General features: G+C 58.9%; 9 protein-coding genes and 1 pseudogene. 7 read left to right on the top strand and 3 right to left on the bottom strand.

Annotated features, from left to right (window positions below; translation table 11 throughout):
* Positions 1-170: 170 nt before the first annotated feature.
* Positions 171-1,082 (top strand): hypothetical protein, encoded by a 912-nt coding sequence (locus tag KZH41_RS07250; protein ID WP_263274602.1) that lies wholly within the window; start codon positions 171-173, stop codon positions 1,080-1,082.
* Positions 998-1,915: a transcriptional regulator MetR gene (metR, locus tag KZH41_RS07245; protein ID WP_057012200.1), complete on the top strand. Its 918-nt coding sequence runs from the start codon at positions 998-1,000 to the stop codon at positions 1,913-1,915. Before KZH41_RS07250 ends, metR begins: the two co-directional genes overlap by 85 nt.
* A gap of 225 nt (positions 1,916-2,140) precedes the next feature.
* On the opposite strand, the gene KZH41_RS07240 is transcribed toward metR, so the two are convergent.
* Entirely contained in the window at positions 2,141-2,647 is a 507-nt protein-coding gene (locus KZH41_RS07240) for a GNAT family N-acetyltransferase (protein WP_242154656.1), read from the bottom strand.
* Positions 2,644-3,057, bottom strand: a complete 414-nt coding sequence (locus tag KZH41_RS07235; protein WP_263274601.1) for an NUDIX hydrolase — start codon at positions 3,055-3,057, stop codon at positions 2,644-2,646. The genes KZH41_RS07240 and KZH41_RS07235 overlap by 4 nt, the downstream gene beginning before the upstream one ends.
* Before the next feature lie 324 nt (positions 3,058-3,381).
* On the opposite strand from KZH41_RS07235, the gene KZH41_RS07230 reads away from it, so the two are divergent.
* Complete coding sequence (locus KZH41_RS07230; protein ID WP_263274600.1) at positions 3,382-7,479, top strand: dermonecrotic toxin domain-containing protein; 4,098 nt, start codon at positions 3,382-3,384, stop codon at positions 7,477-7,479.
* 27 nt (positions 7,480-7,506) lie between these two features.
* Here KZH41_RS07230 and KZH41_RS07225 read toward each other — a convergent pair.
* Positions 7,507-8,853, bottom strand: a pseudogene (locus tag KZH41_RS07225) (HD domain-containing phosphohydrolase).
* A 257-nt stretch (positions 8,854-9,110) separates the two neighbouring features.
* Here KZH41_RS07225 and KZH41_RS07220 point away from each other — a divergent pair.
* The 4 genes from KZH41_RS07220 to KZH41_RS07205 all read left to right on the top strand — a co-directional run bounded on the left by KZH41_RS07220 (position 9,111) and on the right by KZH41_RS07205 (position 15,189).
* Complete coding sequence (locus KZH41_RS07220; protein WP_263274599.1) at positions 9,111-10,985, top strand: putative bifunctional diguanylate cyclase/phosphodiesterase; 1,875 nt, start codon at positions 9,111-9,113, stop codon at positions 10,983-10,985.
* Between the two features lie 66 nt (positions 10,986-11,051).
* Positions 11,052-11,999 (top strand): cytochrome-c peroxidase, encoded by a 948-nt coding sequence (locus KZH41_RS07215; protein ID WP_242156005.1) that lies wholly within the window; start codon positions 11,052-11,054, stop codon positions 11,997-11,999.
* Positions 11,996-13,807 (top strand): DAHL domain-containing protein, encoded by a 1,812-nt coding sequence (locus KZH41_RS07210; protein ID WP_263274598.1) that lies wholly within the window; start codon positions 11,996-11,998, stop codon positions 13,805-13,807. Before KZH41_RS07215 ends, KZH41_RS07210 begins: the two co-directional genes overlap by 4 nt.
* Positions 13,804-15,189, top strand: a complete 1,386-nt coding sequence (locus tag KZH41_RS07205; RefSeq protein WP_094950917.1) for an ATP-binding protein — start codon at positions 13,804-13,806, stop codon at positions 15,187-15,189. Before KZH41_RS07210 ends, KZH41_RS07205 begins: the two co-directional genes overlap by 4 nt.
* The last annotated feature ends 5 nt before the right edge of the window (positions 15,190-15,194 follow it).

Raw genomic sequence — 15,194 nt, 5'->3', positions numbered from 1 at the left:
TCCGATAGTTACATCCCACCCTGGGTCATGGCGATCGCTCTGTAATCATTGTTTAAATGAATGAGCCTCCACCATGACGACACCCAAGCACGCAACGCTGGCAAGGCTGCTGCCTGCAAATGCGCGAGCTGATGGCGGGCACCCCATAGGTACGCAACACCATCAACCAGATGCTCCAAGAACACTTGCAACTGGATGGCGAACGCACTGGGGTGAAATTTTTTGCCACCGGCAAACGTGGGGCAGCCCGGTTGTCCATGACCGAGGCCTGCCTTTACCAGCAACAGCGTCCCACCCTAGACCCGCGGCAAATACCCGAAGGCAAAACCCTCTATTTGCCGCCCCACCACCGATTGACGAATTACACGCGGGCCATACTGTTTGATGAGCTCAAGACACTGAACCTGGTGCAAGCGATCAAGGACAACTGGCGACGCTACCTTTGGACCCAGCGGGCCACTCACTCTCCCCTGTCATGGCGTGCCAAAGCCGGCGAACGCTATAAAATCCACTTCGAAGCGTCCGGCCTGACGCTGCTGGCCCAAGGAAACGTGCAGACACCTGCACTCCAACCGCTACTTGCTCTTTTTCATCCGCCTGCGCCTACGCCTGGGCCTGAAGGGCACAAGGATTACGCGGAGCAAATTTTCCTCACGCTTGCCACGGCCAGCACGCTCACCCTGCCCGGGGCCTGGGTGCTGACACGCGACGGCAATCCGCCAGTCAGCCAACGTTTGTACCTGCCGACCCAAGCGCCTGCCTGGAGGTGTTTCGCCCAGCGCATAGACATGGAGCGCTGGCTGCTCGACCACCAGCAAACCTTGTTTTCAACCATCGAACTCGATCCCCAGGCAACCATTGGGTACCGCGTCGACAACACGCCCCCATCGCCGAGAAGCACTTCCTGCCACGGACATAATCCGAATGGCACCGTGGCCAACATGAATAATGTTCAATGCTTTATCATTGAGCACAAAATTTATTCATGGAGGCCGCCGTGCTGGAAATCCGCCACCTCAAGACCCTGCATGCCCTGCGCGAAGCCGACAGCCTGGTGGAAGCCGCCGAGCGCCTGCACCTGACGCAGTCGGCGCTGTCCCACCAGTTCAAGGAACTGGAAGAACGCCTGGGCATGCAATTGTTCGTGCGCAAGACCAAACCGCTGCGTTTCACCAGCGCCGGTTTGCGGCTGCTGCAATTGGCCGACGCCACCCTGCCGCTGCTACGGGGCGCCGAGCGTGACATTGCACGCTTGGCCGGCGGTACCGCTGGGCGCCTGCACATGGCGATCGAATGCCACAGCTGCTTCCAGTGGCTGATGCCGACCATCGACCAGTTCCGCGATGCCTGGCCGGAAGTCGAGCTGGACCTGGCGTCCGGTTTCGCCTTCGCCCCACTGCCGGCGCTGGCGCGGGGCGACCTGGACCTGGTGGTGACCTCCGACCCGCTGGAACTGCCGGGCATCACCTATGTGCCGTTGTTCACCTACGAAGCCATGCTGGCCGTGGCCAACCAGCACGCGCTGGCGAACAAGTCGTACATCGTGCCCGAAGACCTGCTCACCGAAACCCTGATTACCTACCCGGTGGAGCGCGACCGCCTGGACATTTTCACCCGCTTCCTGGAACCGGCCGATGTGGAACCGGCCCAGGTTCGCACCTCGGAACTCACGGTGATGATGATGCAACTGGTGGCCAGCGGCCGTGGCGTATGCGGCATGCCACATTGGGCGCTGCATGAATACAGCTCGCGCGGGTACGTGAAGGCCAAGCGGTTGGGCGAGAAAGGCTTGTTTGCGACGTTGTATGCGGGGATTCGTGCGGACATGCTGGACGCGCCGTACATGCGCGACTTTTTGCTGACGGCCAAGGACACGTCGTTTTCGACGTTGGACGGCGTCAGCGCCGTGCGTTAGACAACACCGATCAACCTGTGGGAGCTGGCTTGCCTGCGATAACCATAGGTTGAACGCAGAATCTGTAGCAGGCGAGCCCGCTCGCCACGGAGGAATGTGACGGCCGTTGAAAGCCGTGTACATACCTATGCTGGGACGGCATCGCCGCGGTGCTACAGCCAGACCGCGGGGTCTGCATCGCAGGCAAGCCAACGCCCACATTGGCTTGAGTGGGCACCGGGGATTTCAGTCAGCGTTGAGTTCACGCCACATGTGGATCTTGTCGAAATACTCCTCACCCACCCGCACCGCCAGCGGCTCCAGGCCGTACTGGATAAAGCCGCAGCGCTGGTACAACGCAAAGGCGGCGTCGTTACCGGCAGTGACGGTCAGCTGAATCACTTGAAGGCGCGGATGTTTGCGCGCCTCGGCCAGTGCCGCCTCCACCAACTGGCGGCCCAGGCCTTTTTGCTGGTAAGCCCCATTCACGTACATGCCGAACAAGGTCACCTTGTGGCGCGCCTTCTCACGCGGCTCGAAGGCCAGGCCGACAATACCGGCCAACACTTCACCTTCAAAAGCGCCGAGCAATTGATCCAGCGGGTTGTCCAGGCGCTTTTCCCACCAGCTCAACGGCATCCGGGCGCGCTCCGCCACGCTGGAGGTAAACGCCTCGGGATAAGCACCGTAGGCTTCAAGCATCAACGCCCGATAAGCCTCGGCGTTACTGGCCCCAAGCGCGCGAATAATCATGCGTCGCAGGTCAGCGATTGGCGATAGAACGGCAGGATCAAATCGCGCGTCAACGGCGCCAGTTGCAGGCCGCCATCACCGGCCGGGTCGATCCAGCGCACTTCTTCGATTTCAGCAGCGGGCATCACCGCCACGTCGATGTGCACCTGGAACAGCTCGGCTTCCACGGTAAACCCCGGCTCATTGGCAGCCGGTGCCGAGAAGTGGCCCAGGTACACGGCGTCGCTCGGCTCAATGCGCAGGTTCAACTCTTCAAACAGCTCACGGGCCAAGGCTTGGGCGGGTTGTTCGCCGGCGTCGATCTTACCGCCCGGCTGCATGAACGCCTGGGTGCCGCGCTTGCGCACCAGCAGGGTTTGACCGTCGCTGCCAATCAGCAGGGCAGCGGCGATGCGGATAGTCATGGGCATGGAATAAACGCCTCGGATTGAAAAGCGCCAAGGATCACATGCGCTCCATGCGCAGGCAACCGCTTACTTTTGGGGCCACTGAAGTGTCCACCCAGACACGCTGCCAAGGCTGCTTCTATCCGACAGACATATACCACTAAGCCCTATACCGGCGCTCCTACACTCGCAAACTCATATTCAGCCAGGCACGCAGTACCTGCGATGCGCTGCCCCAGTTATAAGAGTTTACCTATGCATAGTTCACTGCCCTCCTCCCAGGAATCTCTGGTTGACGACCCGCAATCGGTCCAGGCCGACAGCGCCCCCCTTGATCCCTCATCCCCCTTGACGCTGCCAGTGGTGCCGCCGGCTTCGTTATCGACCGACGAACAACAGATACACCTTATCCGTGAGCTTGATAGGCTCAGTTCCCGAACCCATGAACTGCTACGACAACAGCCAAGCCCAGACAGCCTTTACCAGCAGCAATTGGCCGCGATTTTTCCCGACATGCATCGGCCCATCAATCCAAACCAGATTTTTTACAGCTGTTACCGGGAGGACCAGCAGGGGCAAAAGCAACGCCTGTCCAGCGAACCGTTGGGGTTGCTACTGAAGCGTTTGCGCGCGCCTGACGCAGAGACCTATCTGGCCCAAGAGGCCGGCGCCTTTTTCCGAGAGAGCGGCACCCTTGACGCCGATAAACGCCTCCCTTCGGTGGTGCCGACAGCGACGCTGGCGAGCGTTCTGGAAGTAGCCATCACCGTAAGCATGAATAGTTTCTGGAGGACAGCGCGCGATGCACACCCTAATCCAGAGGAACAACTGGTCGCACTGCGCCGGCAACTGCTGGCCCATCAACTGGCATTGCGCTCAGTTGACGGCACGCTGTCGGCGAATGGACGAACACTGGCCGACAATGTGCTCAAGTACCCAAGTGCTGCGGCGCGGGAACAGGCGTTTAGCGCCGACAACAGGCCTGCGGTACACCGGTTGACGCTGGAGGGTGGCAGTGATTTTGCCGGCGCATTCATCCTCAGCACTGGCGACGGCACGCCTCCCACGGGCAGCGTGATGCTGTATAGCCCGAGCGAGGAATTTGAGGAGTTTGAAAGCCTGGAGCGCCTGAATGAAACCGTCTCCACTCGTCTACAGGCTGGCGGATCGGCGGGGAAATTGCTGATCGCAAGCCTGCCGACTGCCGCACGTGCAGGGCTGAGTAACAGGCCCATGCTGGCAGCGCATCCGTCGCAGATAAGTGCTGATGTCATGACAGATAGCATCCGTTCACTGCGGATCCGGCAATATTTTGCCATCCGCGAAGCCTTGCGCCAGGAGACATTACCCTCGACAGGCGCGCTCGATCTGGTCGCGGATCTGACGCCGCAGTTAAATGCCACCGATGCGTTTACGCAGCGCAACCTGCGCCTGATAGAGGTCGAGCCCACCTGGCTGAAAACGGCCGATGGGCAAGATCAGGTGCGGTACAGGCAACTGGAAAAGGCGATGATTGAGAGCAATCAGGCGCTCGCGCCTCTTCTCGAGAAGGTCTCGACGCTGGAAGCGTTCTCCCAGGAGGAGACCGACACCGTGTTGAAACAGCAAAAGCCGGCCTATGCCAACGTGGACATTGCCCCTTATAGAAGCCTGGTACGCCTGCGTGTATCGGCTTCCAGCGCTTACAAGGCGACGGGGTATCGTGACGAGGAAACCGCCACTGTCTATGTCAGTGAAGACTGCAAGATAAACATCCCACAGTTTATGTCGGGACGAAAACTGACATGGGGCACCTGGAGTACCCAGGTCATCGTGGACCTGCGGACACTGGGAAGTTATGCCCAGCGCAATGTCGACCCCTGGTCTGCGCATGACATACACAGAACCATCAGCGCCACCGCCACTGTTGTCGACACCGCCGGTAAACAGTGGGGCACGCTCGACAACGCAGATTTGCGTGCGCTCGCCACAGAGGCCGACATCGGCAGAAAATACGCCGAGTACCTGAGATCAGCCTTCTCGCACACCGGCGCGGGAAACACTTTTGCGACGGCCTGGCAGCGCGCCTACGCAGCGAAAATAAACCAGGACGCCCTCGAGAGCCGGCTGAATCCTGACGCCTCCAAGCTGTTTATATTCCAGACACCCGGCAGTGGGTTTGACTGGATCAAAGCCATTACGGAACACCCCGACTCAACCACGCGCCCCCGGGTTAACGCGTTCGAGATAGTGGTCAACCTGCTAGTGATGGGCGGTGCGCAGGAAAGGGGTCAAGGGGGACAGGTCATCAATAACGTCCTCGTCATCAACCGAAAAGGTACAAAGCCCCAAGGGGTCAGTGTGCTGCATACCCCAGATGCTCCGGATGGCGTGCCCTTCAGGGAACTGGTCAACGGGCTGGCGGAGTTGGACACACTGAAAGCCAAGCCCGAATGGAAGGCCTACTTCATCCCGCGTATGGCCACTAAAGATGCGCAAGAGATAACGCGGATCTTCAACGATACGCGCGGTGTACACCGCTACGCCCTGACGCCGATCACCGGTCATTTCCATGCGTACCTGTATTCGGCGCAACTGGGCTTTCAACTCGCACACGCCGATCACCGCTCACGGAGCAATGCTGAAATTTCCCGGGAGTCAGCGGTAAACGCTTTTATGTTTGGCGCTGAGATAGCCGACAGTCTGCTCGGGCTGATACCCGGCAAACCCGCATTGTCGCTTTTGCGCCAGAGTATCCATAAAGGGTTAGCCCGGGCCAAACAGCTGGGGCACCGGATCCCGGGGCTTGTCAATAAAATCGACCCGGGCAAAAAAGCCAGCATCGCAATGTCAGGGGCCTCAATCCGGCCGTTGGAGCCCGCCTGGATCGATGTCGCACCGTATCGGCTGCCTAAACAAACGGACTCGTTCTTTGACGTAGAAAGATTTGCCCGGATGAACCAATACGCGTTGTCGCGCCAGTCGGGCAGCGCCCCGATTTTTTTCGACCGGCACAATAACCCACTTATCGCGATGCGGGACGACGCCGGGCGCTATCACCTGTTTCAGTCCTATGCAGAGGGCGGCGCGCGCTATGTAAAAGACCCGGCAGGCAACAACGTGGACTTTATGGTCGTGCCGGGAGACGCAAAAAGCTGGAAGCCGCGTTTCGAAAGAAACGCTAAAGGGGGAGGCTCCGTGTTGGGCGCCCTGCGCCCTCTCACCGCGGCACAGCAAGTGGATGCCGACCTGATCGCGGCACTGCGGGTTTACTCAAAAGAATCGGACATCCGTATTTCCGAAGAGCTCATTGAAAAACTAAGTGAATCCCAGAAAAAAAACTTACTCACCAACGCCCGGCAACAGGTGGGTGGCCATGTAGATGAAGCCGAGTTTCGCCGCAGGCTATCGGAACACCACCGTTTAAGCCCACGCGCTAAAAATGTATTACGCAACGCCCTGTTAAACCTACAGTCTGAACTAGACATTTATTACCACCTGAACGGCTCCGCACGATTCTTTATCCCGCCTCTGTCTGCCTCAGAACAGGACCAACTGTTTAACAAAGTAAAAAGAATCATTGGAAAAAATGAGAACTTTTCAAAACAAATCAGGTACTCGATCAGCATTACAGACACCGACACTGGCGCACAATTTGCCGGCTACGCCATCACCCAAAGACAGCTGAACGCGCTGAAGAAATTCTCGGAAAAATACGAGCTTTCGACCTGGGAAAGGGACGTGTTCGAGGCTTTTCTGGGTGAACATGGACGGCGAGCAACGATTAACAAAATAGCGTCAGATCACAACATCACACCTCAAGCGGCACTGGATCAACTTCTGGCAGACGGTGAGACCCTGCAGGTTTATCGCGCCTTCAGGGCAAAAAAATTCAAGGAGAAACTCGAACGGCTTCAGGTACCTTCCTATTCAGAGGATTTTAAAAAATCCGGCGTTCCTTATGTCGTGATATCGCGAGGCAACCCCTCAGGTCCGCAGGCGGGTGCACACATGGTCGACAGTAACACCATCACAAAATTTGAAAATGAGCTGCCTCAATTCTCAACGCCTTTAGAATTTGAAACACCCCGCGTTCAAACACACAAAATTGATAAACCCTCCACTCGGCCAAAGCCCTCGACCGTCCCAGATCCAATCCCTATCCGCGATCCCGCCATCAACATCGTGAAACTGGATGAGCTGGCAGACACTCAAAAAGGGCTCCTGCCAGACAATGCCAAAGCCAAACTTGAGCACATCATTCAGGATATTGAAGCCGGTCGTGTCAGCCGAAAAAAAATAGGTAACTACACCTATGTAGATTTACCGCAAGCGCAGGAGGGTGCGGGCCGTGGTCGATGGCGAGTGGCGATTGAAAGAGCCGGACAAGAAAACGAAAAAGATCTCTTTATAATCAGAGGCGTTTTTGATTATCACGCCAATAAACCAGTCGCCTGGGGCGTATAGAAGGTCAAAACACCCACACCGTCGCCGCTACGTCAGTAGCGGCGCATCATCCGGCTCCTTGATAAACACGGAATACTTGGCCCCTTCCATCGCCTCAAACGCGATCAACTTGTCCACCAGCGGCAGGTTCAACACCTTGCCAGCGTTGAGCAGCAGCATGCCGTTATCGGCGTTGAGGTTGCGCGCCAGCACCATGCCCTCGGCCAGTTCGCGGGTGGTCAAGACCTTCACGCTCGGGTCACCCAACGTCACGTCACTTAAAAACGCGGCGCAGGCCTGCACGAAGTCTTCGACCATGTCCGGGTCGTAGAACTTGCCGGCGTACTTACGGATGTACAGCAGCGCTTCATCGCTGTTCATATGGCGCTCGAGGATCAAGCCCTTTTGCAGCTCGATAAAGTCGACGGCCAGCTTCAATAAGCGCGCGCCCGAGGGGATCAGCTCGCCCTTGAGGTGGTCCGGAAAACCCGTGCCGTCCCAGCGCTCCTGGTGATGACGAATCAGGCGGGCGGCGTCCTTCATCGGCTCCAGGGTCATCAGCAACGACTCACTCTGGGCCGGGTAAGCCCGATAACGCTCGCGGTCGGTGCTGTGCAGCAGGTCCGAGGGCGCGACCATCATGCTGTCGCTCCAACTCAACTTGCCGATGTTATACAGCGCGGCGGCCATGGTCAGGTCGCGGGCGCTGGCTTCGTCCATCACCTGGGCTTTGCAATACACGCGTATCAGCTCGATCAACTGGCGGTTGGTCTGCTTCTGCTTGGGCAGGCGCAGGTTGGCCAGCAGTGAAAACACTTCGGTGCCGGTCACGTAGCTGCGCTTGAGCTCATCGTAGGCCAGGTCGAGCATGTCGGCGGTTTGCTGCAGCTCGCTGGTGCGGGCGTCGACACGTTTTTCCAGGGTGGCGTTGAGGGCCTTCAACTGGTCGTTCTGCTCGCGGGTCAACTGTTCAAGACGCAGGCGTTCGCGCTCGGAATGCTGGTGCTCCAGGGACTAGCGCAACGTCAGGAGCATTTCCTCATCGTTCCAGGGTTTGCTGATGTAGCGGTGAATCTGCCCCTCGTTGATCGCCTTGATCATCATGCTCATGTCGGCATAGCCGGTCAGCAGGATGCGGGTGGTGGACGGGTACAGGCGATGGGTCTCGGCCAGCAGCATCGCACCGTCCATGGCCGGCATGCGCGCGTCGGTCATCACCAGGTCGATGGGCTGGGCGGCCATGATCTCCAGGGCCTGGGCACCGCTGCCGGCCAGCAGCACGTCGTAGGGTTGGCCACGCAGCAGGCGGCGCAGGCTGTTAAGGATCGACTCTTCATCATCGACCAGCAAAATAGTGGGGGTGTAGGGGGACGTAGTAGCAGTTTTTTCATCCATGGCGACACCTCCTGACAATGACACATAATTGCTTCATTGCGCCCCGACATGATCAATCGCTGTACTTGCGCAAGCATTGAGCGCTAGATGAATGCCGGGGTAATTGGTGTTGATTTGACGCCAACTGGCCGACTTATTCAAGGGAGCCAACTATGCTTGTGCCATGAAGCCCGTGACCCGCCCTGTTTACTGAAGCATTCACGGTAAGGAAGCCCTATGCGCCAGAAATCGCCGTCACGCGCCTCTCGGAACCAGCCATGAACCCGCGCTCGGGACGCGCCAATCGACGGGTTCTGATCGTCGACGACACGGCTTCGATCCACGCGGACTTCCGCAAGATCCTGTGCGCCGACGCTAACGGCCACGCGTCCCTGGCCAGCATCGAAGAAACCCTGTTCGGCACCGCCCCGGCCGTGCGCCAGACCTTTGTGCTGGATTCCGCCTATCAAGGCCAGGAAGCCCTGGCACTGGTGATCCAAGCCCTGGCCGACAACGCCCCGTATGCCCTGGTGTTCATCGACATGCGCATGCCGCCGGGCTGGGACGGCCTGGAAACCATCGAACAGCTGTGGAACGTCGACCCTCACCTGCAAATTGCCCTGTGCACGGCCTACTCCGACTACTCTTTCGAAGCCATCGAGGCGCGCCTCAAATACGACGACCAACTGCTGATCCTGAAAAAGCCCTTCGACGACCTGGAAATCCGCCAGATGGCCACCGCCCTGACCTGGAAATGGCAGCTGGCGCAGGACGCGGCACTTAAACTGCAGGGGCTTGAGCGCACAATTGAGGAACGCGTGCAGGAACTGCTCAAGGTTTCGCACCTGCTGCAATACGACGCCCTGACCGAACTGCCCAACAGCACACTGCTGGGCGACCGCCTGAGCCAGGCGATTGCCGTGTGCAGGCGCCATGACACCCAGTTGGCCGTGATGTTTATCGGCCTGGACCGCTTCAAGCGCATCAACAACGCCCTGGGCCACCCGGTCGGCGATGAAATGCTCAAGCACGTCAGCCAAAGCCTGGTGGCCACAGTGCGCGAATCGGATTCAGTGTTTCGCTACGGCTCCGACGAATTTGTGCTGATCCTCAACGACATCAAGCACCCCCAGCAAACCCAGTACATTGCCGAAAAACTCCTCGCCGCCGTCAGCACCAGCCGCTATGTGGCCGGCCACGACCTGAGTGTTACGGCAAGCCTGGGCATCAGTGTGTACCCCGATGACAGCAGTAGCGCCGTGGAGCTGATCAAAAAAGCCGAAACCGCCATGCACGCCATCAAAGACCACGGCCCCAACGATTTCAGTTTTTTCATCGACGAGATGAACCTGCGCGCCCAGGAACAGCAAAGCCTGGAAAGCGCCATTCGGCAGGCCCTGCAGCGAGATGAGTTTATCTTGCACTACCAGCCGAAACTGGACCTGAACAGCGGGCAGATCGTCGGCGCCGAAGCGTTGATCCGCTGGCACCAGCCCGACCATGGCTGGATCTACCCGTCGGCGTTCATTCCCGTGGCCGAAGACAGCGGCCTGATCGTACCGTTGAGCCAATGGGTGTTGCGCCAGGCCTGCGAGCAGGCCCGCGCCTGGCAAGCCGCCGGCCTACCGCCCATCTGCATTTCGGTGAACATCTCAGCGATTGATTTTCGCCAGCGTAACTTTGTCGCCAACCTGGCGACGATCCTTGAGCGCACGGGCCTGGAGCCGCGCTTGCTGGAGCTGGAAATCACTGAAAGCGTGCTGATGCAAAACGTCGAGGACACCCTCATCACCCTGCGCGGCATCAAGACCCTGGGCGTGCGCCTGTCCGTCGACGATTTCGGCACCGGGTATTCCAGCCTCAGTTACTTGCGACGCTTTCCGATTGATGTGCTGAAGATTGATCAATCATTCATCCGCGGCTTGAGCGACAACAGCCAAGACGCGCAACTGATCAGTGCAATCATCAGCCTGGGTAAAAGCCTGGACATGAACATCGTCGCCGAGGGCGTGGAGACGCTTGAACAACTGGCATTCCTCAAAGCCCACCAGTGCGAGGAAGGCCAGGGTTTCCTGTTCAGCAAAGCCGTGGCGGCCGATGAGTTCGCCCAATTATTGCAAACCGGGCACCACAGCCTGATGCCCGGCCACTGACCTTTTGCCCCAAGGAGCGAGCGCTTGAGCCGCACCCCGCCACGTTCTCTGCGCCTGTCGCCACAGGTGCTCGGCATTGCCATTGCCCTGGGCTATGGCGCCTGCTTGCCCGCGACCGCTGCGCCGCTGGATGAACCGCTTAAACCGTTGCCGCCGGTGCCGACGCTGGATGCCGCCACCGTGGAACTGGGACGCCAGCTGTTCAATGAGACACGCCTGTCGGTGAATAACACCCAGTCCTGTGCCAGTTGCCATAACCTGCAAGCGGGGGGTGACGACAACCAGGCGTTTTCCCTGGGCTTCGATGGCAAACCGGTCGGGCTCAACACCCCGACGGTGTTCAATGCCAGCCTGAACTTCAAACAATTCTGGAACGCCCGGGTCGACACACTGGAGGCGCAGGTTGAACAGGTGGTCACCAGCCCCATGGAAATGGGCAACGACTGGAAAACCGTGGTCCAGACCTTGTCGGCACTGCCCACTTACCAGGCCGCCTTCCAGCGGATCTACCCCGACGGCGTGACGGCCGCCAACGTTCAAAACGCCCTGGCCACCTATGAGCGCACCCTGCTCACTCCCAACTCACGCTTCGACCAGTACCTACAAGGCAACACCGAGATCCTCACCGTTCAAGAGAAATACGGCTACCAGCGTTTCAAGGACTATGGCTGCATCGCCTGCCACCAAGGCGCCAATATCGGCGGCAACATGTACCAGAAGTTCGGCGTGATGGGCGATTACTTCAAGGCCCGTGGCAACCCGACCGAAGCCGACCTGGGCCGCTACCTGCTGACCCAGGACGAAGATGACCGCAACGTGTTCAAAGTACCGAGCCTGCGCAACGTGGCGGTCACCGCCCCGTACTTTCACGATGGCTCGGCCAAGACCCTCGAGGAGGCTGTCGACGTCATGTTCACGTACCAGCTGGGGCGAATCCCCACGGCTGAAGACAAGACACTGATCATCCAATTCCTCAAGACACTGACCGGCGAATGGGCGGGCAAGCCCTTATGAAATCATCCCGCCTCGCCAGCCTGCTCACGCTCAGCGGTATCGCCCTGATACTGGCCTCGGTGCTGGTGTTTCTGTACCTCAAGTCGATCGGCGACCAGTCCACCACCTACACCGAGTCCCGCGACCTGATCAGCCAGATCAAGCAACTCAACTCCCAATGGGACGTTGAGGTGCTCAAGGCCCGGATCGCCCTCACCCACAACTATGACCCGCTGGTGGTCCCGTTCAAAGAGATGAGCGCGCTGTGGGCCACCTTGGAAAGTCGCGAGGGGCAACACCGCCACGCAAACCTGGCCGAATGGCAGGCCGAGCAGAATGCGTATCGCCAGTCGTTCCAGGAAAAGGCGCGGCAGGTGGAACAATTCAAGTCGCACAACGCGGTGCTGCGCAATTCCCTGGCCTTTTTGCCGACGGCCGAGGACGACATCCAGGCGCATTTCCTGCAACTGGACGACGCCGAAAAACTGCAACAACAAAGCATCGCCACCGACACCTACGACTTGCTGCTCAGCGCCCTGGAGTTTGCCCAGGTGACGAGCGATGACAAAGCCGCAGACATCCTCGTGGGCCTGAACAAGCTGGCGGTCAACAAACAAAGCCTGCCGCCAGAGTTTCAGGTACCAGTGGAGATTCTCAGTAACCACATTGCGCTGATCCTGCGCGAGCAACCCCTCGTCAATGACCTGCTTGATCGCATTGCCGCGATCCCGTTGTCCGATCAACTCGACGCCATGACCACCCAACTCAATCAGGACCAGGCCGCCGCCGACCTGATTGATCAGAAGTACCACCGCTACCTGCTGGTGTTTTCCGCACTGTTGGTGGTGGTGCTGTTGTACTTGGCGATTCGCTTGTTGCGCAGCTTTGCCGAGATCAACCGGGTCAACCGCGCCTTGCAAGCGGTCAATGAAAGCCTTGAACAGCGTGTAGAGGCGGGCACGCGCGAACTCAAAGACGCCCAGAGCGAACTGCTCGACAGTGCGCGCCAGGCCGGCATGGCGGAAATCGCGACCAATGTGCTGCACAACGTCGGCAACGTGCTTAATAGCGTGAACATCTCCGCCGAGCTGGTCACGCGCAAGCTGCGCACCAGCAAGGCCTTGGGGTTGGGCAAAGCCATGCAACTGATCAACGAGCACCCGGATGACCTGGGCACCTACCTGCGCGAAGACGAGAAAGGCAAATTGCTGCCCGGCTACCTCAACCAACTGGTGGAGGCCATCGCCATTGAGCAGCAGGGCCTGACCGACGAACTGGCGCAGTTGAGCAAAAGCGTGGACCACATCAAGGACATCGTTTCCACCCAGCAATCCTACGCCGGCGTGTCCACCCTGCTGGAGCCGGTGCAGATCAGTGCGTTGATGGACGACGCCCTGCGCATGAATTCCGGGGCGCTGAATCGTCACCATGTGACGGTGGTCAAGGAGTACGCCGAGGTGCCGGAACTGATGGCGGACAAACACCGGCTGTTGCTGATCATGGTCAACCTGATCAGCAACGCCAAGTACGCCATGTCGAACCTCACCGACCGCTCGCGGCAGATCACCTTGTCGATCAGCACGGTGGAGGGCAGCCTCTTGCAGATCAGCGTCAAAGACGAAGGCGAAGGCATCCCGGCCGAGAACATGACGCGGATCTTCACCCACGGGTTCACCACGCGTAAGGAAGGCCACGGTTTCGGCCTGCACAGCTGCGCCCTGGCGGCCATTGAAATGAATGGCCGCCTTACCGCCCACAGCGATGGACCGGGCAAAGGCGCCGTGTTCACGTTGCAAATCCCCCTCAACGATGCCGCAGGCCAAGCATGAACCGCCCCCCCAATCGACGCATTCTGCTGATCGACGACACGCCGTCAATTCACGACGACTTCCGTAAAATCCTCATGCCACCCATGGAGCAGAACCAGGCGCTGGACGATATGGAAGCCGCACTATTCGGTGCCAGCGAGCCCCAGCACGGACCCGTTTTTGAGCTGGACTCGGCCTACGGTGGCCAGGAAGGGCTGAAGTTGCTGGAGGTCGCCATGGCCGAGCAAAAACCCTATGCCCTGGCGTTTGTCGACATGCGCATGCCCCAAGGCTGGGACGGCGCGCAGACCATTGAAGAACTGTGGAAAGTCGACCCAAGCCTGCAAGTGGTGGTGTGCACGGCCTACTCGGATTATTCGTGGGAAGAGCTGCTGTTCCGCCTGCACGCCCACGACCGGCTGCTGATCCTGAAAAAACCATTCGACAACATTGAAGTGCAGCAGATGGCCAATACCCTGGCCGCGAAATGGGACATGGCGCGACACGCGTCCTTGCAAACCAGCCACCTGGAACACTTGGTGGAACAGCGCACCCTGGCACTGACTCAGGCAAGCCAGGCGTTACAGCTGGAGATCGACGAGCGCAAACAACTGGAAAGCCAGCTGGTGCAATCGGAAAAACTCGCGTCCCTGGGCCAACTCGCGGCCGGCGTGGCCCACGAAATCAATAACCCGGTGGGGTTTATTTCCTCCAACCTCGGCACCTTGGGCGGCTACTTCAACCAGCTGCAAGAGATGCTCGATGCCTATCGACAGGCAGAAACCGCACTGGGCAGCGACCAGTTCGAAGCCCTGCGTCGGCGCCTGGACCTGGATTTTCTCAAGGAAGACATTCCCACGCTGCTGCGCGAATCCAAGGAAGGCATTGGCCGCGTGGTGCAGATCGTCAAGGATTTGAAAGATTTTTCCCGGGTGGACAACGACCAGACCTGGCAATGGGCAAACCTGCAACAGGGCATCGATTCGACCTTGAACATCGTCGCCAGCGAACTCAAGTACAAGGCCGACGTGATCAAGCACTACACACCGCTGCCGGACATCGAATGCCTGGCATCGCAGCTTAACCAAGTGGTGATGAACCTAGTGATCAACGCCGCGCAGGCCATGGGCCCGGAACGCGGCACCATCACGATCAGCACCGGAGTGGAAAGCGAGAATATCTGGTTGGAAGTCGCCGACAACGGCTGCGGGATTGCCCCGGACAGCGTGCAGAAAATCTTCGACCCCTTCTTTACCACCAAGCCGGTGGGTGAAGGAACGGGGTTGGGCTTGTCACTCTCCTACGGCATCGTCAAAAAACACCGTGGCACTATCTCCGTGAGCAGCGAAGTGGGCAAAGGCACCACCTTTAGGGTGGTGCTGCCCATTCGCCAAACAGTTTAACCGCC

The sequence above is a fragment of the Pseudomonas sp. YeP6b genome (assembly GCF_025642995.1).
Lineage (GTDB): Bacteria > Pseudomonadota > Gammaproteobacteria > Pseudomonadales > Pseudomonadaceae > Aquipseudomonas.
The sequence above is the reverse complement of the archived record's forward strand: the minus strand, read 5'-3'. Positions and strand labels throughout refer to the sequence as shown.